The organism is Actinomadura rubrobrunea NBRC 15275 (assembly GCF_001552235.1).
GTDB classification, from domain to species: Bacteria; Actinomycetota; Actinomycetes; order Streptosporangiales; family Streptosporangiaceae; genus Spirillospora; species Spirillospora viridilutea.
In genome coordinates this window covers 15,035-39,072 of record NZ_BCQU01000064.1, presented here as the reverse complement: position 1 = coordinate 39,072, position 24,038 = coordinate 15,035, and the positions used below count along the sequence as shown (strand labels likewise).

General features: G+C 73.2%; 24 protein-coding genes. 12 read left to right on the top strand and 12 right to left on the bottom strand.

Annotation, left to right across the window (positions count from 1 at the left end; translation table 11 throughout):
- Positions 1–281 precede the first annotated feature (281 nt).
- Positions 282–1,235 carry an LLM class F420-dependent oxidoreductase gene (locus AR3_RS19660; RefSeq protein ID WP_067915700.1) on the bottom strand — a complete coding sequence of 318 codons (954 nt, stop codon included), beginning with the start codon at positions 1,233–1,235 and terminating at the stop codon, positions 282–284.
- Positions 1,236–1,356: 121 nt separating this feature from the next.
- Entirely contained in the window at positions 1,357–1,578 is a 222-nt protein-coding gene (locus AR3_RS19655; protein WP_067915696.1) for a DUF6158 family protein, read from the bottom strand.
- A 671-nt stretch (positions 1,579–2,249) separates the two neighbouring features.
- On the opposite strand from AR3_RS19655, the gene AR3_RS19650 reads away from it, so the two are divergent.
- The 3 genes from AR3_RS19650 to AR3_RS19640 all read left to right on the top strand — a co-directional run bounded on the left by AR3_RS19650 (position 2,250) and on the right by AR3_RS19640 (position 4,741).
- Positions 2,250–3,224, top strand: coding sequence for an ABC transporter permease (locus tag AR3_RS19650; RefSeq protein WP_067915695.1), 975 nt, complete (start codon positions 2,250–2,252; stop codon positions 3,222–3,224).
- A 22-nt stretch (positions 3,225–3,246) separates the two neighbouring features.
- On the top strand, positions 3,247–4,035 hold the full coding sequence (locus tag AR3_RS19645; RefSeq protein ID WP_067915699.1) for an ABC transporter ATP-binding protein: 789 nt from the start codon (positions 3,247–3,249) through the stop codon (positions 4,033–4,035).
- A gap of 175 nt (positions 4,036–4,210) precedes the next feature.
- Positions 4,211–4,741 carry a YbhB/YbcL family Raf kinase inhibitor-like protein gene (locus AR3_RS19640; protein ID WP_067915694.1) on the top strand — a complete coding sequence of 177 codons (531 nt, stop codon included), beginning with the start codon at positions 4,211–4,213 and terminating at the stop codon, positions 4,739–4,741.
- Positions 4,742–4,845: 104 nt separating this feature from the next.
- Here the strand turns inward: AR3_RS19640 and AR3_RS19635 are convergent, their stop codons facing one another.
- From AR3_RS19635 to AR3_RS19605, 7 genes are all read right to left on the bottom strand, one after another.
- Positions 4,846–5,373 carry a DinB family protein gene (locus tag AR3_RS19635; RefSeq protein WP_067915693.1) on the bottom strand — a complete coding sequence of 176 codons (528 nt, stop codon included), beginning with the start codon at positions 5,371–5,373 and terminating at the stop codon, positions 4,846–4,848.
- Between the two features lie 276 nt (positions 5,374–5,649).
- On the bottom strand, positions 5,650–6,333 hold the full coding sequence (locus tag AR3_RS19630) for an SDR family NAD(P)-dependent oxidoreductase (protein WP_067915692.1): 684 nt from the start codon (positions 6,331–6,333) through the stop codon (positions 5,650–5,652).
- Positions 6,330–7,208, bottom strand: a complete 879-nt coding sequence (locus AR3_RS19625) for a cupin domain-containing protein (RefSeq protein ID WP_067915691.1) — start codon at positions 7,206–7,208, stop codon at positions 6,330–6,332. Before AR3_RS19625 ends, AR3_RS19630 begins: the two co-directional genes overlap by 4 nt.
- Positions 7,205–8,551 carry an amidohydrolase family protein gene (locus tag AR3_RS19620; RefSeq protein WP_067915690.1) on the bottom strand — a complete coding sequence of 449 codons (1,347 nt, stop codon included), beginning with the start codon at positions 8,549–8,551 and terminating at the stop codon, positions 7,205–7,207. The genes AR3_RS19625 and AR3_RS19620 overlap by 4 nt, the downstream gene beginning before the upstream one ends.
- Before the next feature lie 110 nt (positions 8,552–8,661).
- The gene (locus tag AR3_RS19615) at positions 8,662–9,642 is read right to left on the bottom strand and encodes an alpha-ketoacid dehydrogenase subunit beta (protein WP_067915689.1); all 981 of its coding nucleotides are present in this window, start codon (positions 9,640–9,642) and stop codon (positions 8,662–8,664) included.
- The gene (locus tag AR3_RS19610; protein WP_067915688.1) at positions 9,630–10,610 is read right to left on the bottom strand and encodes a thiamine pyrophosphate-dependent dehydrogenase E1 component subunit alpha; all 981 of its coding nucleotides are present in this window, start codon (positions 10,608–10,610) and stop codon (positions 9,630–9,632) included. The genes AR3_RS19615 and AR3_RS19610 overlap by 13 nt, the downstream gene beginning before the upstream one ends.
- Complete coding sequence (locus AR3_RS19605) at positions 10,607–11,914, bottom strand: M24 family metallopeptidase (protein WP_067915687.1); 1,308 nt, start codon at positions 11,912–11,914, stop codon at positions 10,607–10,609. Before AR3_RS19605 ends, AR3_RS19610 begins: the two co-directional genes overlap by 4 nt.
- A gap of 130 nt (positions 11,915–12,044) precedes the next feature.
- On the opposite strand from AR3_RS19605, the gene AR3_RS31595 reads away from it, so the two are divergent.
- Positions 12,045–12,926 (top strand): type II toxin-antitoxin system RelB family anti-toxin, encoded by an 882-nt coding sequence (locus tag AR3_RS31595; protein ID WP_067915686.1) that lies wholly within the window; start codon positions 12,045–12,047, stop codon positions 12,924–12,926.
- A 12-nt stretch (positions 12,927–12,938) separates the two neighbouring features.
- Positions 12,939–13,853, top strand: a complete 915-nt coding sequence (locus tag AR3_RS19595) for an NAD(P)-dependent oxidoreductase (protein WP_067915685.1) — start codon at positions 12,939–12,941, stop codon at positions 13,851–13,853.
- A gap of 18 nt (positions 13,854–13,871) precedes the next feature.
- Here AR3_RS19595 and AR3_RS19590 read toward each other — a convergent pair whose 3' ends face one another.
- Positions 13,872–14,873: a helix-turn-helix domain-containing protein gene (locus tag AR3_RS19590; protein WP_227023346.1), complete on the bottom strand. Its 1,002-nt coding sequence runs from the start codon at positions 14,871–14,873 to the stop codon at positions 13,872–13,874.
- 59 nt (positions 14,874–14,932) lie between these two features.
- On the opposite strand from AR3_RS19590, the gene AR3_RS19585 reads away from it, so the two are divergent.
- Positions 14,933–16,108: an MFS transporter gene (locus tag AR3_RS19585; protein ID WP_067915684.1), complete on the top strand. Its 1,176-nt coding sequence runs from the start codon at positions 14,933–14,935 to the stop codon at positions 16,106–16,108.
- 25 nt (positions 16,109–16,133) lie between these two features.
- Here AR3_RS19585 and AR3_RS19580 read toward each other — a convergent pair whose 3' ends face one another.
- Positions 16,134–17,450, bottom strand: a complete 1,317-nt coding sequence (locus tag AR3_RS19580) for a KamA family radical SAM protein (protein ID WP_067915683.1) — start codon at positions 17,448–17,450, stop codon at positions 16,134–16,136.
- Positions 17,451–17,745: 295 nt separating this feature from the next.
- Here AR3_RS19580 and AR3_RS19575 point away from each other — a divergent pair, with 295 nt between their 5' ends.
- The 6 genes from AR3_RS19575 to argS all read left to right on the top strand — a co-directional run bounded on the left by AR3_RS19575 (position 17,746) and on the right by argS (position 23,664).
- Complete coding sequence (locus tag AR3_RS19575) at positions 17,746–18,477, top strand: DUF998 domain-containing protein (protein ID WP_106259159.1); 732 nt, start codon at positions 17,746–17,748, stop codon at positions 18,475–18,477.
- The gene (locus AR3_RS19570) at positions 18,474–19,358 is read left to right on the top strand and encodes an alpha/beta fold hydrolase (protein ID WP_067915682.1); all 885 of its coding nucleotides are present in this window, start codon (positions 18,474–18,476) and stop codon (positions 19,356–19,358) included. The genes AR3_RS19575 and AR3_RS19570 overlap by 4 nt, the downstream gene beginning before the upstream one ends.
- Positions 19,346–19,705, top strand: coding sequence for a hypothetical protein (locus AR3_RS19565; protein WP_067915681.1), 360 nt, complete (start codon positions 19,346–19,348; stop codon positions 19,703–19,705). Before AR3_RS19570 ends, AR3_RS19565 begins: the two co-directional genes overlap by 13 nt.
- 169 nt (positions 19,706–19,874) lie before the next feature.
- Positions 19,875–20,282, top strand: a complete 408-nt coding sequence (locus AR3_RS19560; protein ID WP_227023345.1) for a hypothetical protein — start codon at positions 19,875–19,877, stop codon at positions 20,280–20,282.
- 312 nt (positions 20,283–20,594) lie between these two features.
- Positions 20,595–21,857: a phosphate acyltransferase PlsX gene (gene plsX / locus AR3_RS19555; protein ID WP_083951696.1), complete on the top strand. Its 1,263-nt coding sequence runs from the start codon at positions 20,595–20,597 to the stop codon at positions 21,855–21,857.
- 61 nt (positions 21,858–21,918) lie between these two features.
- Positions 21,919–23,664 (top strand): arginine--tRNA ligase, encoded by a 1,746-nt coding sequence (gene argS / locus AR3_RS19550; protein WP_067915679.1) that lies wholly within the window; start codon positions 21,919–21,921, stop codon positions 23,662–23,664.
- A 79-nt stretch (positions 23,665–23,743) separates the two neighbouring features.
- Here the strand turns inward: argS and AR3_RS19545 are convergent, their stop codons facing one another.
- Positions 23,744–23,989, bottom strand: coding sequence for a DUF2630 family protein (locus AR3_RS19545; protein WP_106259156.1), 246 nt, complete (start codon positions 23,987–23,989; stop codon positions 23,744–23,746).
- Positions 23,990–24,038 lie beyond the last annotated feature (49 nt).

Below are 24,038 nucleotides of genomic sequence, written 5' to 3'. Positions count from 1 at the left end.
GCGCGGCGGCGGCCCGGGCCGCGCGGCGCGCGGTCCGCGGACGTCGCCCGCGCGTCGGACGCCGCGCGAGCGCCTGGCTCGTCTCCTGCGCCTCGCCTGTCGTCCGGGCATGCTCGTGCCACACCTCCCCGAAAGCACCGGGGAAGCGTTGCACGCGGGGACGCGGGCATGCCCGGCCCCTGCGACGAGATTTACCGAGCCGAGGGGCGCGCTTCACCGGCGGGACACGCACCCGCGGGCGAGCGGCCGGGAAACGCGGGAAGACATGGCCCGCGGCTTGGCTAGCTCAGCCGCGGCAGGACCTGGTCGCGGTAGAACTCGAAGAAGCCGTCCGGCTCGGGGCCCATCTGGCTGATGTAGATCTCGTCGAACCCGGCCTCGACGAAGGGCCGGATCGCGGCGGCGTGCCGTTCGGGGTCGGGGCCGCACGGCACGTTCCGGCGGACCATCTCCTCGGTGACGAGCCCGCCGAGCTGGTCGAAGTGCCGGGGCAGCGGCAGCAGCTGGAGCGCCTCGCCCTCGATCTGCGTGACGCGCCACAGCCGGTGGGCCGTCTTGACCGCCTGGCCCTCGTCCTCCCCCCAGCAGGTCTGCAGGCCCGCCTGCATGGGCTTGCCGTGGCCGCCGGCGCTGCGGAACGACTGGATCGGGCCGGGGTCCGGCTTCGTGGTCATGTAGCCGTCGGCGATGCGGCCGGCCAGCGCCGCGGCGCGGTCCCCGAACCCGGACAGGTAGATCGGCGGCGGCGCGTCCGGCAGCGTGTAGAGCCGGGCGGTGTCGACGCGGAAGTGCCGGCCGCGGTGGGTGACCTGGCGGCCGCCGAACAGCGCCCGGATGATCTCGACGGCCTCCTCCAGCCGCTCCAGCCGCTCGGCGGCCGCGGGCCAGCGCTCCCCGACGATGTGCTCGTTCAGCGCCTCCCCGCTGCCCAGGCCGAGCCGGAACCGCCCGTCGAGCAGCACCTGGCTGGTCGCGGCCGCCTGCGCCACGATCGCCGGGTGGATCCGCCCGATCGGGCAGGTCACCGCCGTGGTCACCGGAAGCGACACGGCCTGCGACAGCGCGCCGATGACCGACCAGACGAACGGGCTGTGCCCCTGCTCGTCCAGCCACGGATGGAAGTGATCGGAGATCCACAGCGCCTCGAACCCGGCCTTCTCGGCCAGCCGCGCCTGCCGGATCAGCTCGTGGGGGTCGTGCTCCTCGCAGCTCAGGAAGTAACCGAAGGTCGTCATGAGCGATCTCCCCTGCCTGACGTCGCGCCCGGCGCCGCTGCGCGCGGCCTGCGTCGGCATCGGGCGCGGCGCCTCACGCGGACGCGCCGCGCCCGGTGACCCGCCGGCCGCGGCCGGCGGGTCACCGGGCGCGGGCGCCCTCGCGCAGACGTTCGGGATCGATTTCGCGGGACGGGTTGCGCCGCAGGTACTCCGCCTCCAGCTGGTTCATCCGCCGCGTGTGCTCGCCGAACGCCTGGTCGGCCGCGTGCCGGAGGGCGTCCATCCGGGTCTGGTACAGATGCCCCAGCTCCCGCAGGAGATCGTGGTCGCTCAGCGCACTGGGAGGAACGCCTGTCGCCATAACCCCATCCTTGAGATCTTCCCGAATCATCCTGATTCGTGGTGTTTGTCAGCCTGGCGGTGTAGCGCTCCCTACCCGGCCCCAGCACCGCAAACCTGCTCAAGGCCCCGGGGACACGGAGGTCAGTTCAGCGCGCCTCCACGCCGCGCATCGGCCTGCTGCGAGTGGTCGCGGTCCACGTACATGTCGCCGTGGTATACGGCGGCGGCCGCCGACAGCACCCGATGCCCACCAGAGCACGTGCACCGCTGGGGCGACCGCGGGCGGCTCGACCAGCGCAGGCAACGGCGCCCCTGGCCGCGCCGGGCCGGCAGGCCGAGCGCAGCCTGCCTCAAAGGCGATCATCGGGGGGTCGCCGCAAAGGCGCGGTCAACGCGCGATAGAACGTACATGGGGCCCGGCAGGTCGGCACGGCGGGCCGCCCCGGACGTCCGTCGGTCCCGCCATCGGCAGAGCCCCGCCGCGGCCGCCCGCGGGATACGATCCGGCGGCGTGTCGCCGCGTCCTCGGGCCGGCCCGGCGGCGTCGGCCGGGCGGACGCGCGCCGGTGATTTGCCTGCATGGCCCGGGTATCCCCGAGGAGTCGGACATGGTTTCCAAAGATCTCAAATCAGGGGTCACATGCGTGCGATCGTCCCGTACACGAGGCGGACTGCAATAGGCTTCCCGGCATGAGTCACCCGGAACGGCTCAGCTCCCCGGGTGGCGAGCCGGTCGGCACCCTCACGGACCCTTCACTCGCCAACGGACGGGTCGGTGAGTCCCTGGCCGAGTTCGCCAAACGGCACGGGCTGACACGCAGCGCCGCCCGCCCTCCGCTGCGCAAATACGTTCAGGAGCTTTGGCAGCGACGGACGTTCATCTGGGCGTTCGCCTCGGCCAAGACGGCCTCCACCTACTCGGCCTCGCGCCTGGGCCAGCTCTGGCAGGTGCTCACCCCGCTGCTGAACGCGCTCGTCTACTACCTGATCTTCGGTGTCCTGCTGCAGACCAACCGGGGCATCGACAACTTCACCGCCTACCTGATCACGGGCGTCTTCGTCTTCACCTTCACCCAGCGGTCGCTGACCGCCGGGGCCAAGTCGGTCGGCAACAACCTCTCGCTGATCCGGGCGCTGCACTTCCCGCGCGCCTCGCTGCCGTTCGCCTACGTGATCATGGAGCTGCAGCAGCTGCTCATCTCCATGGTGGTGCTGCTGGTGATCGTGCTGGCCACCGGCGAGATGCCCACCCTGCACTGGCTGCTGGTCGTTCCGGTGCTCGCGCTGCAGCTGCTGTTCAACGTGGGGATCAGCCTGGCCGTCGCCCGGTTGGGCGCGTTCGTGCGCGACATCCAGCAGCTGCTGCCGTTCATCACCCGGTCCTGGCTGTACTTCTCCGGGGTGTTCTTCTTCATCCCGCGGATGGTGGAGCGCTTCAACCGGGACGGCCACGCCTGGGTCGGGCACATCCTGGAGGCCAACCCCGGCGCGGTCTACATCGAGCTCATGCGGACCGCGCTGATCAGCAGCTTCCGGCAGGACCTCGTCCCCTACGACGTCAATTACGCCCGCCTGTGGCTGTACGCGGTTCTGTGGGCCGTCGTCGCCTTCGTCGGCGGATTCTGGTACTTCTACCGAGCGGAGGAGAGGTACGGCCGTGGCTAAGGCGCTCAAGGAGAAGATCGCGGTGACGGGAGCGCAGCCCGAGGTCGTGATCGACCCGTCCCGCGAGCCGATCGTCGTGGTGGACGGCCTCCACATCGTCTACCGGGTCTACAGCTCCGGCGGCGGCAAGGGCACGGCGGCGACCGCGCTGCTGCGCATCCTGCGGCGGCAGAACCGGCCGCAGATGAAGGAGGTGCACGCGGTCCGCGGGGTGTCGTTCATCGCCTACCGCGGCGACGCCATCGGCGTGATCGGCACCAACGGCTCGGGCAAGTCCACCCTGCTCAAGGCGATCGCCGGGCTGCTGCCCCCGGCCCGCGGCGCCGTCTACACCGACGGGCAGCCGTCCCTGCTCGGCGTCAACGCCGCGCTGATGCGCGACCTGTCGGGCTCGCGCAACATCATCCTGGGCTGCCTGGCCATGGGCCTGTCCCCGGAGGAGACCAAGAAGCGCTACGACGAGATCGTCAAGTTCGCCGACCTCAAGCCGGGGTTCATCGACTATCCGATGTCCACCTACTCCTCCGGCATGGGCGCCCGGCTGCGCTTCGCCATCGCCGCGGCCCGCACCCACGACGTGCTGCTCATCGACGAGGCCCTGGCCACCGGCGACGCCAAGTTCAAGCGCCGCAGCAAGGCCAAGATCGACGAGCTGCGCAAGAACGCCGGGGCGGTCTTCCTCGTCGCCCACAACCTCGACGTGATCGAGGAGACCTGCAACCGCGTCATCTGGCTGGACGAGGGCCGCATCAAGATGGACGGCGACCCCCAGGAGGTCCTCGCCGCCTACAACGAAGCCACCGGCAAGTGACCCCCCGCTGAACCCCCGTCGACGCGCGTCCCCGCCCGGATCCCCCCGTGACCGGGCGGGTTTTCGCATCCGCGGCCGCTTTCGCGCCGTGCGGGCCGCCGCGCGCGGGGCGCCCCTGATACAGATGAGGGTGGGAAAGCAGATCATCTGACGAGTCGTCCGACGAGGAGGTCGCATGGCCGCCAAGCCACCGCTTCCGCACGAGTACCTGCCGCAGGTGCCGTCGTTCACGCTGACCAGCGACGACATCGCCGACGGGGAGCGGCTGTCCGAGGAGCACGTGTTCGACGACTGGGGGTTCACCGGCCGCAACCGGTCGCCCCACCTGAGCTGGTCCGGGTTCCCCGCCGAGACCAAGAGCTTCGCGGTCACCTGCTTCGACCCGGACGCGCCCACCGGCAGCGGCTTCTGGCACTGGGTGCTGTTCGACATTCCCGCCGCCACCACGTCGCTGCCGACCGGCGCGGGCACCGAGGACTCCAAGGTGGGCGTGCACGCCCGCAACGACTACGGGATCAAGGCGTACGGCGGCAGCGCCCCGCCGCCCGGCGAGCCGCACCGCTACGTGTTCACCGTGCACGCCCTGGACGTCGAGTCGCTGGGCCTGGACTCCGACGCCTCGCCCGCCGTGGTCGGGTTCAACATCACCGCGCACACCCTGGCCCGGGCGTCGATCGTCGCGCTGTACGGGGTCGACAAGTCCTGACCCTTTCCTGAACTCAGAGCGTGGAGGGCCCCCTCGCGAGGGGGCTCTCCACGTGTTCGGCCGCGCGTCGGCCGCGAGGCTCCCGCGTCCCGTGCCCGGGACGGTCAATGGCCGGTCGCGCCGTCGATGCGTTCGCGGAGCAGGTCGGCGTGGCCGTTGTGCCGCGCGTACTCCTGGATCATGGTCGTGTACACGAACCGCAGGCTCATTTCGATCCCGCGGCGCGGGTCCAGGAACGTCTCGTCCAGGGAGCGTCCCGCCGTCGTCCGGCGGACGGCCTCGATCTCGGCGAGGTAGGTCGCGTAGTCGGCCTCGGCGTCGGCGCCGTCCACGGCGAACTCGGCGTCCATGTCGTCGTCGGTGACGTAGAGGTAGCCGGGACGCTCGCCGGCGAACCGGTACCGGAACCAGTCCCGCTCCACCTCCGCCATGTGCCGGAGGATGCCGAGCAGCGAGAGAGCGGACGGCTCGACGCAGCGCAGCTTCAGCTGCTCGCCGGTCAGCCCGCCGCATTTCCACAGCAGCGTCTGACGATGGAAGTCGAGCCAGGCGTCGGCGAGCGCGCGCTCGTCACCGGTCACGTGGTCGGTCCAGGGGCGTTCCAACGTGATTTCCGGTGCCACCCATCCCATCGCGTCATTGTCTCCACCGGCTCGCGCCCCCGGCAAAGCATTTTGTGCAGCGGGAACGTCGGTGCAGGCAGCGCGCATCGGCGCGGAGCGGGTGGCACACGCGTGGAGCGGCATGTGCCACCACTCGCCCCGCGCCGAGACCGACGGACAAAAACGTCGTGCGCGGAGAGCTTAGGCGCGCCTGTCGAACGCGCATTTCGAGGGCGGCCGCAGCGGCGGTTCCGTTCCGCCGTGCCGCGCGGAACCGGGATGCGGGTCTCCGGTGCGCCCGTCCGGTCAGGTGAGCAGCCAGCCGCCGTCGACGTTGAGGTTGACGCCGTTGACCGACCGGTTGCGCAGGAGGAAGGAGACCGCGTCGGCGATGTCGTCCATGGTGGCGAGGCGACCGGTGGGCGTGCGGGAGACGACGGCGTCGAGCGGCTTGTCGCGCCAGTACGGGCTGTCGCCGACGATCCCCGGGTGCACCCCGTTGACCCGGATCGGCGCCAGCTCGACGGCCAGCGTGTGCACGAGCCCCACCACGGCGCCGTTGACGGCGGACACCATCGTGGACCCCGGGTAGGGGCGCTCCTTGGCCAGGCCGCCGAAGACGACGACCGCGCCGTCGCGGCTCATGCGCGGCAGCAGCGCGTGCACGACCTCGGTGTAGCCGACGAGCTTGAGGGTGGTCAGGCGGCGCGCGTCGTCCAGCCGGTAGTCGGCCGCGGTGTTCTGGTCGCGTTCGATCGCGGCCAGCACCAGGTGGTCGACGCGCTCCACCTCGGCGAGCGCGGCGGCGATCTCCTCGGGCCGGGTCAGGTCGAGGGCGAGGCCGCGGGCGGCGCCGACCTCCTTGGCGGCGGTGGCGGCGCGGGAGGCGTCCCGTCCCGTGACGATCACTTCCTCGCCCTCGGCCGCGTGGCGCCGGGCGATCTCGCGGCCGATGCCGGACGTGCCGCCCACGATCACGATCGTCGTCATGATGCAGCTCCTTTGCCCCGCAAGGGCTCCCAGTCGCGGACGAATCTGTACGAATGACGCGAGGGCGGTTGCGGAGCCTGCGTCTCCAGCCAGCGGACGCGCCCGGGGCCCGCGTTGGTGAACGAATGCACGCAGCCCGCGCCCGCCCAGGCGATGTCGCCGGGTTCGAGCAGATGGCGCTCCCCGTCGAAGACCGCCTCGGTGCGGCCTTCGAGGATGAGGTACGTCTCCTCGAACGGATGGTCGTGGGGGCCCGCGATCCCGTCCGGGTCGTACTGGACCATGAACATCGTCGACAGCCGCGCGCCGAGCTCCCCGTCCACCATCATCTTGACGGTGATGCCGCTGTAGACGAGCAGGGCGGTGCGCATGCTCGCCGAGACCGCCAGCAGGTCCTGGGTCTGCTTCGCCGGGTCCATGTTGGCGGGTTCGATGTGGCCGTAGCGGCGGGTCCGCGGGTCGCGCACGTTGACGGGCCGGGGAGGCGGCGCGTCGAACGCGTCCACGGCGAAGGTGTCGTCGCCGTACTGGGCGCGGGGCACGGGCGCCTGCATCTCGGCCCAGCGGCACGGGGCGTCGCCGTCGTTGCGCCACACGTGCGGGACGCCGACGGGCACGAGCCCGTAGTCGCCGGCGACGACGCGGACGGAGCTCTCCGGCGTCGCGAGGACGGCCGATCCGTCCAGCACGTAGAACGACTCCTCGAACGAATGCATGTGGGCGCGCAGGGAGCTCCCCGGGTCCAGCTCGCAGATCGCGAAACCGGTGTGCACGGCGCCGGTGGACTCGCCGACGGCGTCCCAGCGCCGGTATCCGGGGGCCGGGGCGGCGAACTCGGCGTCCGCCGCCCTGCGCACCGTGTGCCGTACCGTCATGCCGCCTTCCTCACCTGCGCGACGAGCCGGTCGCGGGCCTCCTCGACCAGTCCCCGCACCCTGCCGACGTCGGCGAGCAGCCGCCCGTCGCGCTTGCGGACGACCCCGCCGACGATCACGGTCTCCACGTTCGACACGTCCGCGCACAGCGCCACCGCGGCGGCCGCGTCGTGCACCGGCGCCGTGTTGATCCCCGTGGCGTCCAGCACGACGATGTCGGCCTGCTTGCCGGGCGTCAGCGAGCCCGTGCGCGCTTCGAGCCCGGCGACGTGCGCGCCGTTGATCGTGGCGATCTCCAGCATCCGGCGGGCGGTGAGCATGGTGTCCGGGACCGGCGTGTCGGCCTCCCAGCAGGCGGCGTTGACGCGGGCGCGGTCCGCCGCGAACGCCGCGCGGATCTGGGTGAACATGTCGCCGGGCACGGTGGTGACGACGTCGACGGACAGGCTGGGCCGCAGTCCGTGCTCCAGCGCCTTCATCACGGGCGGCCAGCCGTGGCCCATCTGCATCTCCACCTGCGGCGCGACCGAGACCGTGCCGCCGGTGTCGGCGACCAGGCGCCACTCCTCGTCGGAGAGGTGGCAGCAGTGGATGTAGGTGGTGTCCGGGCCGAGCAGGCCGAGGCCGTCGAGCCGCTTGACCATGTCGAACCGGCCGGCCTGGCGGCCCATGGCGACGTGGACGGTGATGGGCAGGGCCAGCTCGCGGGCGAGCGCCCATTCCGCCCGGACGACGTCGTCCGTGCAGAACCCGGGGCCGCGGGCGGCGAGCGCCATGGTGAGCAGGCCGTCGTCGGACGAGAAGTACGTGGAGCGCACGCGCCGCACGTCATCGGCGGGGATGACCAGCTTGCTCTCGAACCAGTAGTCGGCGAGGGACGTGTTGGCGCTGCCGTAGGCGTACTGCGCGCGGATGCCCGCTTCCTGAAGGCCGCGGACGGCGGCGTCGGCGTGCTCGGGCGTGTTGTTGATGTGCGACCAGTCGACGAGCGTGGTGATGCCCGCGTTGAGGCATTCCAGCGCCCCGGCGAGATTGCTCGCGTAGACGTCCTCGGGCGTGTAGACGGGCGCGAAGGTGTCGAGGATCTCGACGAAATAGTCGTCCAGGGTGGCGTCGGGGGCCACCCCGCGGATGGCCGTCTCCCAGGTGTGCCGGTGGGTGTCCACGAATCCGGGGATGACGATGCGCCCGGCGACGTCGATCACCTCGGCGTCGGCGTCGATGCGCGGCGCCACCTCGGCGATCGCGTCGTCCTCGACGAGCACGTCGCCGGACGGCAGGTCGCCGATGTCGGGATCCATGGTGAGCACGTGGCCGCCTCGGAGAAGTAGGCGATGACTCATGGCCGTCTCCTGCGTAGGGGTGGGTGGGCGGGGAGCGGACTCGGCGGAGACTCGGTTGCGGGGGTTCGGCGGTGCGGACGGCGGGCGGCGTTCATGTCGGCGGTCCCGGGTCAGTAGTCCGCCAGGGCCAGCGCCGCCTGGACGACCTTGTCGACCGTCGGGATCACCTGGTCTTCCAGGACGTCCGCGAACGGCAGGGGGACGCAGGCCGCGGCGAGCCTGCGCACCGGCGCGTCGAGCAGCTCGAACCCCTCGTCGGCGACGATGGAGGCGACCGTGCCGCCCCAGCCGCCCTGGTAGGGGTTCTCCTCGACGATCAGCAGGTGGGAGGTGCGCTCCACCGACCGCAGCACCATCGCCATGTCGAGCGGGACCAGGCACCGCAGGTCGACGACCTCGGCGGAGACGTCCCGGGCGGCGAGCCGGTCGGCGGCGGCGAGGGCGGTGGGCACCGTGGACGCCAGCGCCACGATCGTCAGGTCCGCGCCGTCGCGCACGACCGCGGCCCGCCCGAGCTCCACGACGTGGCCGTCCGGCGGGAGCGGCCCCTGCCCGGCCATCAGGCCCTTGTGCTCGAAGAACACGACCGGGTCGTCGCTGCGGATCGCCGCGGCCATCAGGCCGATCACGTCGGCGGGGGTGGACGGCGCGGCGATCTTCAGCCCGGGCACGGTCAGCGCCCAGTTCTCCACGGCCTGGGAGTGCTGGGCGCCGAACCCCAGGCCGCCCCCGTTGGCGGTGCGGACCACCAGCGGGACGGCGACCTGCCCGCCGGTCATGTACCGGACCTTGGGGATCTCGTTGGCCAGGTAGTCCCAGCAGCAGGCCAGGAAGTCGCTGAACATGATCTCGGCGACGGGCCGCAGCCCGGTCATCGCGGCGCCCATCGCGGCGCCGACGATGGCCTGCTCGGAGATCGGGGTGTCCCAGACCCGCTCGGGCCCGAACTCCTTGAGCAGCCCGACGGTCGTCTTGAACACGCCCTCGGCCGCGCCGATGTCCTCGCCCAGGCACACCACGGCCGGGTCGCGGCGCATCTCCCGCGCGATGCCCTCGGCGACCGCCGCCCGATAGGTGATCATGTCCGCCATGCCGCGCCTCCGTCCGCCCATACGTCGGTGAACGCCTCGGCCGGGTCCGGGCCGGGCGCCGCCTTGGCCGCCGCGACGGCCGCGTCCACGTCGGCGCGGACGCGTTCGTCGACCTCCCGCAGCGCCGCGTCCGGGACGCCGAGCGCTTCGAGACGGGCCCGCGCCAGGTTCAGCGGGTCGCGCTCGAGCCAGCGCTCGACCTCCTCGGCGGGCCGGTACTTGGCGGGGTCGGCGCGGCTGTGCCCGTAATGCCGGTACGTCCGCGCCTCGATGAGCGAGGGGCCCGCGCCGTCCCGGGCGCGGGCGGCGGCGCGTCCCACCGCCTCGGCGACCGCGACCACGTCGTTGCCGTCGACGACCTCGCCCGTCAGCCCGTAGGCGGACGCGCGGTCGGCCGCCGGGTTCGGGACGGCCGTCACCTTCCCGATCGGCGTGTACTCCATGTAGAAGTTGTTCTCGCAGACGAACACCGCGGGCAGCGACCACACCGCCGCCAGGTTGAGCGCCTCGTGGAACGCCCCGATGTTGGTCGCGCCGTCCCCGAAGAACGCCACCGCGATCTGCCCCGTGCCGCGCAGCTTCGCCGACCAGGCCGCGCCCGCCGCCATCGGCAGGTGCGCCCCCACGATCGCGTACGAGCCGAGCATCCCGGTCGACGCCTTCGTCAGGTGCATCGAGCCGCCCTTGGCCTTGCACACGCCGGTGGCCTTGCTCATCAGCTCGGCCAGGCACTCCTCGGCGGTCGCGCCGCGCGCCATGGCGTGGTGATGGCCGCGGTAGGTGGCGAACACGTAGTCGTCGTCGCGCAGCGCCGCGCTCGCGCCCACCGCGACCGCCTCGTGCCCTGCGGCCAGATGCGTCGTGCCCTTGACCAGGCCCGCCATGAACAGGTCGTGCGCGGCCTTCTCGGTGCCGCGGATGAGCGCCATCCGCTCGTACAGCCGCAGCAGCTCCTCGGCGCCGATCATCGGGGACCGCCGTTCGCCCGGTTGCGGTGCGACTCGGGTTCGCGCAGGGTGTTCAGCGCTCCCCCGGCCGTCCAGTACGTGCGTCCGGCCACCAGCAGCTCCTCGGCGGGGAACTTGGTGATGACCTCGCAGCCGTCCGCGGTCACCACGACCTCCTCCTCGATGCGGGCCGCGGACCAGCCGTCGGAGGAGGGCCAGTACGTCTCCAGCGCGAACACCATGCCCTCCTCGAGGGTCTCGGGATGGTCCAGCGACACCAGCCGGCTGAAGATCGGTTTCTCCCAGATGGACAGGCCGACGCCGTGCCCGTACTGCAGGGCGAACGCGGCGGTCTCGTCGGCGAACCCGAACTCCTCGGCCCGCGGCCACACCGACACGATGTCGGCGGTGGTCGCGCCCGGCTTCACCAGCGCGATCGCCCGGTCCATGTACTCGCGGCAGCGCTTGTAGGCGTCGCGCAGCGCCGGCGACGCGCTGCCGACCGCGAACGTGCGGTAGTAGCAGGTGCGGTAGCCCAGGTGGCTGTGCAGGATGTCGAAGAACGCCGGGTCGCCGGGCCGGACGATCCGGTCGCTGTAGACGTGCGGGTGGGGCGAGCACCGCTCCCCCGAGATCGCGTTGACGCCCTCGACGTACTCGCTGCCGAGGTCGTAGAGCACCTTGCTGACCAGGCCCACGCACTCGTTCTCGCGCACGCCCGGGCGCAGGAACCCGTACAGCTCCTCGTAGGCCGCGTCGACCATGGAGCACGCCTGGGTGAGCAGCGCGATCTCGTCCCGGGTCTTGATGCGGCGGGCCTCCATGAACACCTGCTGGCCGTCCACCACGTCGACGCCCTCGTCGCGCAGCGCGAAGAACACCGGGGGCTCGACCACGTCGACGCCCAGGGGCTCGTTCGCCAGGCCCCGCTCCCTGAGCACGGTCGCGACCTTCGTCGCCACGTCCGCGGCGATGCCCGCGTCCGGGTGGAAGGCGCCGCGCAGCGTGGAGATCCCCGCCCGCGCGCCGTCGCCGAGCCACGGGTTGTAGATCTGGTGGTGGCGCGCCGCCGACCCGAAGTCCCAGATGACGGGGTCGCCGTCGCGGGTCAGCAGGGCGAAGCGGATCAGCTTGTCCATCGCCCAGGTGCCGATGTGGGTCGCGGTCATGTAGCGGATGTTGGAGAAGTCGAACGCCAGCACCGCGCCGAGGTCGGAGCGGTCGAGGTGCTCGCGCAGCCGCCGCAGCCGTTCCCGCCGCAGCCGGTCGAGGTCGATGCGCTCCTCCCAGTCGACCGCGTTGGGCCCGAAGGTCTTGATCGCCATCGCCGGTCACCTCCCAGCTCTCCCTTCAATGAAGTACAGGTGAACAGGAGTGTCAATAGTCACTGAACAGTCACCCTGAGGAGCGACCGTGTTAACAGTTGCTGTACGCTCGGTGCGGAGGGAGGTGGGGATGTCGATTCCGCCCGTCGGCGCGCGCATTCGCGAAGAGCGCCTCAAACGCGGCGTGACGCTGCGCGCCCTGGCGCGCGCCGTCGGCGTGTCCGCGAGCATGGTCTCCCAGATCGAGACCGGTAAGAGCCAGCCCTCGGTCAGCACCCTCTACGCCATCACGCAGGCCTTGGGCATCTCCATAGAAGACGTTTTCGACGCCGCGCCCCGCCCCGCGGCGGACGGACACGGCTCCCCTCCGCCCCAGTCGCCCGGAGCTTCGGCCGATGCGGGCTCCTCTCCCCCGGACGAGGCGGCGCCCCTCTGCCTCTCGCCCGGCACGGCGCCATCGGAGGCGGCAGCCGCCGGCCGCGCGTCCCCGTCAGGGGAGGCGTCCGCCGCCCCGTCCGAGGCGTCGGCCTCCGACTCCGAGCACGGCGTCGTCGTCGCGCATCCGGCCGTCGACGAGGACGCGGCCGCGGGCCTCGCCCCAGAAGGCCCGGCCGCCGCCCTGGCGGCCCCTCGCGCGGCGGCGGCCGCGTTCGCGGGGCCGCTGCTGCGGACCGGGGAGCGCGAGGTGCTGGAGCTGGAGTCGGGCGTGACGTGGGAGCGCCTGGGACACGTCCCCGGCACGGACGTCGACTTCCTGCTCGTCACCTACGCGCCGGGCGGGTCGTCGTCCAGCACCGGGAAGCTCATGCGGCACGGAGGCGTCGAGCACGGGTACCTCATCGAGGGCGAGCTGACGCTGACGCTGGGGTTCGACACCTATCGGATGCGTCCGGGCGACTCGGTGTCGTTCCCGTCGGCCACTCCGCACCGCTACCACAACGAGGGCGACGTCCCGGCGGTGGGCGTCTGGTTCGTGCACGACACCGACACTTCGTGGCCGCCGGTTCGCTGAGGAGGGACGGACATGGACGTCGGCTGGATCGGAACGGGACGCATGGGCACGGCCATGGTCGAACGGCTGTTCGGCACCGACGTGGCCCTGACCGTGTGGAACCGCACCCCGGCCAAGGCCGAGCCGCTGCGCGAGCGCGGCGCGGCGGTCGCCGGATCGCTCGCGGAGCTGCGCGGCGCGCCGATCGTGTTCACGATGGTCGCCGACGACGCGGCTCTCGAGGCCGTGCTGACGGGCGACGGCGGGCTCCTCGCCGGCGACCGGGTCCCGGACGTGATCGTGGACTGCTCGACCGTGTCGCCGGAGGGCTCGGCGGCCGTCCGGCGGGCGTGCGCCGAGCGGGGGGCCGCGTTCCTCGCCGCCCCCGTCAGCGGCAACCCCGGAGCCGTCCGGGCGGGCCGGCTGGCGATCGCCGTGTCCGGCCCTCGGGACGCCTACGACCGCGCGGCGCCCCTGCTCGCGCGGATCGCCGGCTCGGTGACCTACATGGGCGACGGCGACTCCGCCCGCCTGGTGAAGATCGCCCACAACCTGCTGCTCGGGGTGCTGACGCAGGCGCTCGCGGAAGTCAGCGTGCTGGCGGAGAAGGGCGGCGTCCCGCGGCACGCCCTGTTGGATTTCCTGAACAACAGCGTCCTCGGGTCGGTGTTCACCCGCTACAAGACGCCCGCGTTCGTCAAGCTGGACTTCACACCCACCTTCACCCCGCCGCTGCTGAAGAAGGACTTCGACCTCGGCCTCACCGCGGCGGACGGCATGGACGTCCCGATGCCCGTCGTCGAGCAGACGGCGCGGCTCATCCAGTCCCTGGTGGAGGACGGCCACGTCGACGAGGACTTCGCCGTCCTCCTCACCCAGCAGGCAGCCGCCGCCGGGCTGAAGCTCGCCCCTGAGAAGGTCGACGTGGACGACGGCCTCCAGAGCTGACCGTGGTCGTGCGGGCGGTCACTCGGGGCGGGGGTCGCCCGCCGCGGCGATGAGGGCGTCGGCCGCGGTGGTGCGCTGGTAGAGGACGGCGCGGCCGACGCGGGTCTTGGCCACCAGACCGGCGGCGGCCAGGACGGCCAGGTGGTCGGCGGTGCCGCCGAGGCTGGCGCCGAGGCGGGCGGAGAGCTGGGTCGTGGTGGCGGGCGCGTCCAGGGCGAGCAGGACGCGGGCGCGCGAGCGGCCCAGCAGGCGGCCCAGGGCGTCGGGCGGCTGCGGCGGACGGCGCTCCCAGAGGGCGGAGATGCCGCGGGCGCGGTAGATGAGAGTGTTGGGCCAGTCGCTTCCCAGCTGGGCGCCGAGATCGGAGAAGACGGTGGGGACGAACAGCAGGCCCGCCCCGCCCAGGCGGTAGCGGCCCGAGGTCAGGAGACCGGTCAGCTCGATGACGCCGCGGTCGGCCCGCCAGCGCACGCGGGGGGACAGGTCGTCCAGAGCGGCGCCCCAGCCGTAGGCGGCCAGGCGTCCCGCGCGGTAGACCAGGTCCTGGTCGAGGACGGCGCTGAGGACGGGCCAGTCGGGGGCGATCAGGGCCGTCCACGTCTTCTCCAGTGCGCGCGCCAACCGGTCGACCATGTCGGGGGCGGACAGGACGGCCGTCACCTCGGGGTCGGGGGCGGGCAGGCCGGCGGCGTTGCGGGCGATCTCGGCGCGGGCCAGGTCGGGCGGGGTGGCGCGCACCTGGGCCAGCTGCTCCTCGACGGTGGCCTTGGGGCGGCCGGGGGGCGGGGTGATGAAGTCGGCGATGTAGCCGCGGTTGCGTCCCAGATGGGCCAGGGCGCGGACGGCGGGGTCGTCGAGAAGGCGGGCGAAGATCGGTTGGGCGCGGGACGCCCAGGGCCGCAGGGGGCCGGGCGGGAGGCGGCGCACGAGCACGCCGAGGGCGGAGTGCACCTCGGTGAGCGGCGCGATGGCGAAGCGGCTGGCGGCCACGTCCCCCGGGCCGACCTCGATCTCGATCATTGTTTCGCTCCTGAGCGAAACGTTAGCCGCGCCGGCCCCCCGCCGTGACGATCGCTCGCATGTCGTATCGGGCGGTCTTCGGGGTCGGCGAGTTCCGGGTTCTGTTCGGGCTGCACACGCTGTTCGTGGTCGGCGACACGGTGCGGATGCTCGGGCTGTCGGTGCTCGTGTACGAGAAAACGGGGTCGGCGCTGGCGTCCGCCCTGGCCTACGGGGCGGGGATGCTGCCGTACGTGGTCGGCGGCGCGTTCCTGCTGGCACTGGCCGACCGGGTGCCGCCGCGGCCGCTGCTGGTGGCCTTCCACGTGCTGCGGGCGGCGGTGACGGCCGTCCTGGCGCTGGGGGTGCCGACCTCGGCGGCGATCCTGCTGACGGCGGCGATCGGGCTGTTCGCGCCGGTCGCGACGGCCTCGGTGACGGCCGTGCTGCCGGACCTGCTGCCCGGGGACGGCTACGTGCTGGGACGTTCGCTGTTCACGATGACGGCGGCCGGGGCGCAGATCGGCGGGAACGCGGCGGGCGGGCTGCTGCTCTTGGCGGTGGGCCCGGAGGGGGCGCTGTGGCTCGCGGCGGGCAGCGCCCTGGTGGCGGCGGCGGTCGCGCGGGCGGGGGTGCGGCGGCGGCCGCCGAGGAAGGCGGCGGACGGGGCGTCGGTGCGCGAGACGTGGCGGGTCAACCGGATCCTGCTGGCCGACCGGGGGACGCGGCGGCTGCTGCTCGCCCAGTGGCTGCCGATCTCGCTGGCCGTCGGGTCGGAGGGCGTGGTGATCCCGTACGCGGCGCAGCTGGGGCGTCCGGACGCCGCGGGCGCCGTCCTCGCCTCCTACGCCGCCGGGATGCTGGCGGGCAACCTCGTCGTCGGACGGATCGCGCGCCGGGAGCGGCTGACGCGGCCGCTCGCCGTCATGACCGGGCTGCCGCTGCTGGCGTTCGCGGCGCGGCCGGGGGCGGCGGCCGCGTGCGCCCTGGCGGCGCTGGCGGCGTTCGGGCTGAGCTACGAGCTCGGCCTGCAGCGCCCCTTCCTGGACCGGGTGCCGGAGGACGCCCGCGGGCAGGCCCTGGGCCTGGCGAACATCGGGGTGATCACCGGCCAGGCGGCGTGCGTCGCGGCCGCGGGGGCGCTCGGCGAGATCCTGCCGCCGGGCGCGGTGATGGCCCTGTTCGGGGCGGCGTCGGCCGTCGCGGCGTGCGCGCTGGTCCGCGCGATCCGGGAACCGGCGGCGTGCCGGCCGTGACGGCCGGCACGCCGAGGCTCCCTGCTTACCGCTCGAAGGGGAAGCGGTCGGCGAACGCCGGCTTGAGGTCGTCCAGCCAGACGGCCTCGGGGTCGTACTGGGCGAAGAACGGCCGGTTGACCAGCTCGGCGTCGCGGCACTGGATGAAGTGCAGCGCGAACACCTTCTGGCCGGCGACCTCCACGACGCCGTCCACGCACACCTTGCCGGGCGTGGCGGACATGGACGGGCCGCGGACGGTCCGGGACACGCCGGCGACGTTCTTGTAGGCGTCGCGGAAGATGTCCACCGCGCGGGCGAGGGGGACGGCGAAGTAGTCCTGCGGCCCCGTGTCGCGCTCGACGAACATGTAGTACGGCACCATGCCCATCCGCGTCTGGGCGCGCCACATGGTCTCCCATGTCTTGGCGTCGTCGTTGATGGTGCGGATGAGGGGCGCCTGGGTGCGGATCACCGCGCCGGTGTCGCGGATGCGGCGCACCGCCTCGGTGACGACCAGCGGCTCCAGCTCGCGCGGATGGCTGAAGTGCGCCTGGAACGCCAGGTTCTTGCCGGCCTCCACGACCCGCTCGAACAGCCGCAGCATGTCGTCGGCGTCGGGGTCGGTGACGAACTTCTGCGGCCAGTAGGCCAGCGCCTTGGTGCCGATGCGGATCGACTCCAGCTGCTCCAGCTCCAGCAGCGGCTCGATGTAGCGGCGCAGCACCGGCTCGCCCATGATCATGGCGTCGCCGCCGGTGAACAGGACGCTGGTGACCTCCGGGTGCGCCTTGACGTAGTCGCGCAGCTGGAGGGCGTCGTCCCCGGCCATCTTCAGGTCGGGCTCGCCGATGAACTGCGCCCACCGGAAGCAGTAGGTGCAGTAGGCGTGGCACGTCTGCCCCTGCTTGGGGAAGTACAGCACCGTCTCGTCGTACTTGTGCTGGAGGCCGGGGATCTTGCCGTCGCCGAAGCTGGGGATGTTCAGCTCCATCTGGCCCGCGGGATGCGGGTTGAGCCGGACGCGGATGGCGTGGGCGGCGGCGTCGATCTCCGCCTTGGGGGCGCCGCGGCGCAGCAGGTCGCTCAGGTGCGCGACGTCGTCGGCCGGGAGCATGTCCGGCTGCGGGAACACCAGCCGGTAGATGGGGTCGTCGGGCGCGGCGTCCCAGTCGATCAGCTCCTCGATGACGTACGCGTTGGTCCGAAAGGGCAGGACCGTCGCCACGGCCCGGGTCGCGAGCCGCTCGTCGGGGGTCAGGCCTGCGCGGGCGGTGAGCTCCTCCAGGTGCTTGGCCGTGAAGGCGCGGAACTTGCGACCGGTGGATCGCACCGCGGGAGCCGCGTCGTTCACCAATGTCACGTGTCGGTACTCCTTGACTGTCAGCGGGGAACGCACCGGGCGGCGCGTCGTCACGGTGGGTGATCACGGCGAGGCCCGCCCCGATGCCGGTGGTCGAACCCCCGTGGATATTAGAGAGATACCCCTCTCAAGGTACAAAGATGCTGGTTAACCACAAGACTGACAAATGCCGACATCCAAGGACAACCGGACCTTCCCCCGCCCGATCGATCACGGGTGACGCAAAGACGCCCGCCTCAGACGTCCCTATGCTGGGCACCGTCACGGCCGCTCAGACCGGCGTGAAAGGGGGCACGTGGACGCACCCGAGCTCGGCCGCGCCCAGGGCGTGCCGGCCTTCGCCGTGGCGCTGGCCGGGCTGGCGGCCGTCGCCTACAGCACGTTCCTGCTCGAGCACCTCCTCAGCCCCGACATCGACGTGGTCAACAGCTACGTCAGCGAGCTGTCGGCCGTCGACCAGCCGTACCACGCCGTCTACAGCGGCGGGGACTTCGTCACCGGCGTGCTGACGATCGCCGTGGCGCTCGTCGCGCTGCGCGGCACCCCGCGCGCCGGTCCGGGGCTGCGCTGGGCCGTCACCGGCTGGATCCTGCTGGCCCTGTTCGGACTGTGCGCCGTCGGCGACGCGGTGTTCCCCCTGGACTGCGCCCCCAGCCTGGAGTCGGGGTGCGCGCTGCGCGAACGGTCCGGGAACGTGTCGTTCTCCCACGAGTTCCACGCCGTCACCAGCAGTCTCGTGATCGCCTTCGGGGTGGCGGCGCTCGCGGCGCTGGCGGTCGCCGCCCGCCGCCACGGGCGCTGGCCCGCCCTGGCGCGCTGGGGGCTGCCGCTGGCCGCCGTGGAGACGGCCCTGGCGCTGGCCACCATGGCGGCGATGGTGGAGGGCCGGTGGCTCGGCATCATCCAGCGCGGCCAGATCGCCGTACTGGTGCTGGGGCTGCTGACCGTCACCTGGGCGCTGGTCCAGGAACGACGCGCCGCGCGCCGCCGCGCCGTCCCGCCCCCGCCGGAGAGGGCGCAGTTGTGAGCAGGGTGGAGAACGCGGGCGGCGAGCAGGTCCACCTGGTCGCGCGCGGTCGGGGCGGCGGCCCGGTCGCGCTGCTGACGGCCGGGCTCGGCGGCGCCTGGTTCGACTGGGACCCGGCGGTCGACCTGCTGGCGGACCGCCGCCGGACGATCGCGTTCGACCGTCCCGGGCTCGGCCTCAGCCCGGCCGGGCACGCCCCGCCGAGCCTGCGCCGCGACGTGCGCGTCCTGGCGGACCTGGCCGCGGCGGCGGGGGCGCCGGTCGTGCCGGTGGCGCACTCGATGGCCGCCTTCCCCGCCGAGGCGCTGGCGCGGCTGCATCCGGAGCTGGTCGCCGGGCTGGTGCTGGTCGACCCGAGCGCCGAGCGCGCGCCGCGCGTGCGGCTGCGCACGGCCGCCGCGCTGACCCCGCTCGCCCGCGCGTTCGGCGCGCTGCTGGACCTGACGCGGCTCGCCCGGATCGTCGGCCCCGCGGGACGGCGGCTGGTGGTGCGCCGGACCAGCCGCGGCGGCGACGTGGTTCCCCCCGCGCTCATCCGGCGGGTGTACGGCCGCGGCACGGTGATCGCCACGGTGCTGGCGGAGAACGCCGCCTACCGCGAGATGGCCGCCGACCTGCACCGGCTGCGCCGCCGCCGTCCCTTCCCGCCCGTCCCGCTGGTGGTGCTGACCGCGCTCGGCGACGTGCGCTCCCGGCACCGGGCCGAGCGGTGGACGCGAGCCCACGAGGAGCTGGCCGCGATGAGCCCCAACGGACGCCAGGTGGTGCTGCCGGACGCCCGGCACATGGTCATGATCGACCGTCCCGACGCCGTCGCCGACGCCGTCGACGCGGTCGCGAAGGCCGCACGCCCCGACGGAGACGCGGCATGCGACGGCTGACCGCGCTCGCCCTGGCCGCCCTGGCGGCGCCCGCGCTGACCGGCTGCACGGTGATGCAGCGCATCTCCGAGGGCGCCTACCGCAACGCGGTCGCCGACGGGGCGGCCGCCGAGCTGGCCGCGCGCGGCGTCCGCCTCGACGGGCGCCTGTCGTGCGCCACGCCCGGCACCGGATCCCCGTCGGTGGTCCGCATCCGGTGCACGGGCCGCACCGTCGACGGCTCGCCCGTCGCGGTGACGGGCGTCGCCACCGCGGCCGACACGCCCCGCCCGCGCGAGCACTACGTCGTCGCCGTCGACGGCCGTGCCCTGCTGCGGACCGACTGCCTGGGCCGCGCCTGCCGCTGACCGCCGCTCCCCCGCCGCACGTCCCCCGCCGCGTGTCCCCGGCCGCGAGCACACGCGGCGGGCCGTCCGCACGCCACGACGGCGATGACTCCGCAAGAACATCGCATGATCAGGGAAAACCTGCCCGGCCGCGCGCATGCCCGGCCGCTGCCGGGTGACGTCACCAGCCGTGAAGATCACGCGGGTCACAGCCTTGGTCGTCGGGATCGCCGCCCTGGCGGCGGCCTCCGTGATCACGGGCGTCGGCTACCTGGTGCTCGCCGACCGCACCCACCTGCGGTACGACAGCCAGGCCGCGCTGCGCCGGGCCCTGCCCGGCAACGCCGCCGCCGAGCTGCGCGCCCGCGGCATCGCCCTGAACGGCGCGCTGCGCTGCCGCGACATCCCCGGCTGGAGCGAGCGGCGGCTGCGGGTCAGCTGCCACGGCGTCACCGCCGACCGCAAGCCGGTGCAGGTCATCGGCACCGGCGACCACGCCACGCGGCAGCACTACTTCACGATCCTGGTGGACGGGCGTCCGCTGCTGCAGAACAGCACCTGCCTCGGCGACGACTGCCGCAGGGCGACGGGCCGCTGACCTTTCCGCGGGCGCGCCGCTGGACGCTGCCGCCGAGAGAAGCGTCCGCAGTGCGCGCCTGCCGCGGATTCGTCCCGGCGTGCGCGCGGCCCGAACGCGGTCTGAGCTCGGCGTGCGCGCGACACGGCGGCGCCCGGCGGCGACCCGGCGGTCAGGGCAGCCGCGGCGACCGCCTACCATGCGATGAGCTGCCGTCATCGCCGTTCTGCACCGGGACGGCGGCCGCAACGCACCGGTTCCGCTTCCCCGCAGGTTGGAGGGGGACGCACGCATACGCCTGGAGCACGCTCTGGAGACGCCCTGGAGCCCCGCATGACCGGCAGAGCCGAGCCGCCGTACCGCGCCGCCCGGCGTTCGAGGCCCGCCCCGGTCGCGGTGGACGCCATGGGCGGCGACCACGGCCCCGACGAGATCGTCACCGGGGCGGTGGCCGCGGTGCGCGAGCACGGAGTCCGGCTCGTCCTGGTCGGGCCGGCCCCCCGGATCCGGGCCCGGCTGGACCGGCTCGGCATGGCCGGGCGCATCCCGATCGTGCACGCCGACGAGGCGCTGAGCATGGACGAGGGCGCGCTGGCCAGCTGGCGCAAGCCGCGCTCGTCCGTGGCGATCGCCTGCCATCTGATCAAGCAGGGCCGCGCGTCGGCGCTGGTGTCGGCGGGCACCACCGCGGGCGTGGTGGCCACGGCGCGGCTGCGGCTCAAAGGCCAGCAGGGCGTGATGCGCCCGGCGATCGCGGTGACGCTGCCGACCCGGCCCCGGCCCACGGTGCTGCTGGACGCGGGCGCCACCGCCGACGTCAAGCCGGAGACGCTGGTGCAGTTCGCCGCGTTCGGCACCGCCTACGCGCAGGTCCGGCTGGGGCTGGCGCGGCCGCGGGTGGGGCTGCTGAACATCGGGTCCGAGCCGGGCAAGGGGGACAAGGTCACCAAGCGGGCGTACGAGCTGCTGGCGGCGGGCCAGCCCGGCATCGAGTTCGCCGGGAACGTGGAGGGCGACGGCCTGCTGACCGGCGCCGTCGACGTCGTGGTCACCGACGGGTTCACCGGCAACGTCGCGCTCAAGACGCTGGAGGGCGCCATGCGGATGGCCTCGGCCGAGGTCCGCGCGGCGCTCACCGCCACCCGCACCGCCCGGGTGGGCGCCCTGCTGCAGCGCCGCCGCCTGCTCGGCCTGCGCGAGCGGTTCGACTCGGAGACCTACGGCGGCGGGGTGCTGCTCGGCCTGAACGGCACCGTGGTCATCGCGCACGGCGCCTCGCACGCCCGCGCCATCGCCGCGGCCTGCGCGCTCGCCCAGGACCTGGCCGCCGGACGGATCGTGGAGAAGGTCCGCGAGCAGGTCGCGGCGACCCGCACGTCCCGCTTCGGCCGCTGGACGCACGGCGACCGCGACGACAGGGACCGGCACGGCGACGCCGCCGAGCCGTCCCCCTCGCCCGGGCCCGACGGCCCGGCGTCCGGCAAGGACGCCCCGCCGTCCGCGACCGGGTTATCGGCCGACCCCGCCGAGTCTTCGGAGCCCGCCGGGCCCGCCGAGCTCGTCGCCGGGCGTCAGGAGCCGCCCGCGGGCGCCTGACGCCCGGCTGGGCCCGGTGTTCGTTACCGGTGCACGGGCGCGGTCCCGATAACCTTGGGCCATGCCCGATCCGCAACTCGTCCTCGCCGCCCGGGTCCGGGACGCGCTCGCCGCCGTCCTCGGACCGTCGTACGCGGACGCCGACCCGGTCATCCGGCCGTCGCAGTTCGCCGACCTGCAGGCCAACGTCGCCCTGGCGCTGGCCAAGAAGGCGGGCCGAAAGCCGCGAGAGCTGGCCGACGAGATCGTGGCGCACCTCGACACCGGCGACGTCATCGCCAAGGCCGAGGTGAGCGGGCCGGGCTTCATCAACCTGACGCTCAGCGACGCCTGGATCGCCGAGCAGACCGCGCAGGCGCTGGCCGACGAGCGGCTGGGCGTCCCGCCGGTCGAGTCGCCGCAGAAGGTGATCGTCGAGTACTCCTCGCCCAACGTGGCCAAGGAGATGCACGTCGGGCACCTGCGCACCACGATCGTGGGCGACTCCATCGCCCGGATCCTGGAGTTCCTCGGCCACCGCGTCGTCCGCGACAACCACATCGGCGACTGGGGCACCCCGTTCGGCATGCTCATCGAGCACCTGCTGGACATCGGCGAGGACGCCGCCGAGCGCGACGACTCGTCGGTCGCCGACCTGACCGCGTTCTACCAGGCCGCGCGGCAGAAGTTCGACGGCGACCCGGAGTTCGCCGAGCGGTCCCGGCTGCGGGTCGTGCGGCTGCAGGCGGGCGACCCCGAGACGCTGCGGCTGTGGCGGATCCTGGTGGACGTCTCCAAGCGCTACTTCAACACCGTCTACGCGCGGCTCGGCGTGACGCTGACCGACGACGACATCAAGGGCGAGAGCTTCTACAACGACATGCTCGGCCCGACCGTCCAGGAGCTGGAGGACAAGGGCATCGCCGTGGTCAGCGACGGCGCGCTGTGCGCGTTCCCGCCCGGGTTCACCGGCCGGGAGGGCGAGCCGCTGCCCGTGATCATCCGCAAGCGGGACGGCGGCTACAACTACTCCACCACCGACCTGGCCACCGTCCGGTACCGGGTGGACGTCGAGCGCGCCGACCGGATGATCTACGTGGTGGGGGCGCCGCAGGCGCTGCACTTCCAGATGGTGTTCGCGGTCGCCCGGATGGCGGGCTGGCTGAACGACGAGGTGCGCGCCGAGCACGCCCCGATCGGCAACGTGCTGGGCACCGACGGCAAGATCCTGCGCACCCGGGCGGGCGGCACCGTCAAGCTGGCCGAGCTGCTCGACGAGGCCGTCGAGCGGGCCGGCCGCGCCTTCGACGAGGTGCCGCACGACGAGGAGTTCGACGAGGAGACCCGCGCGAAGATCGTCGAGGCGGTCGGCATCGGCGCGGTGAAGTACGCCGACCTGTCGGTGGCCCGCGACAGCGAGTACGTCTTCGACTTCGACCGGATGATCGCCTTCAAGGGCAACACCGGCCCGTACCTGCAGTACGCGGCCGCGCGGATCCGGTCGATCTTCCGCAAGGGCGGCGCCGACCCGGACGCGGCCGCCGGCCCCATCAAGATCGGGCACCCGGCGGAGCGGGCGCTGGCGCTGCGGCTGCTGGGCTTCGGCGCGGCCGTCGCGCAGGCCGGCGAGACGGCCGAGCCGCACCGGCTCGCCGCCTACGTGTTCTCGGTGGCGGACGCCTACACCGCGTTCTACGAGAACTGCCCCGTCCTGCAGGCGCCGGACGAGGAGACCAAGGCGTCCCGGCTGGCGCTGTGCGCGGCGACGCTGCGCACCCTGGAGACCGGCCTGCACCTGCTCGGCGTGCCGACGCCCGAACGCATGTGACGCGGCCGCATGTGACACGGCCGCATGTGACACGGCGCCGACGCCCCTGACGCGGATCGGACGCCTCGCCCGGGCGGGGCTACTGCAGGTAGTCCTCGACCTCGTCGACCGGGCGCGGCGCGGCCTCGTCCGGATCCTGGCCCGCCGCCAGCCGGGCCCTGCGCTGGCGCAGCAGGTCCCAGCACTGGTCGAGGGCGGCCTCCAGCTCCCGCAGGCGGCGGCGCTCCTCGTCCCCGCTCAGCTCGCGCCGCAGATGGCGCTCGCGCAGCCGCTGCTCCTCGGCGACGAAGTCGCGGATGCGGTCGAGTATGGCCTTCTCGTTCATGGGGACCTCCGGCCCCGTCATCGGGCATGCCGACGGCAGGCCGCGGCGA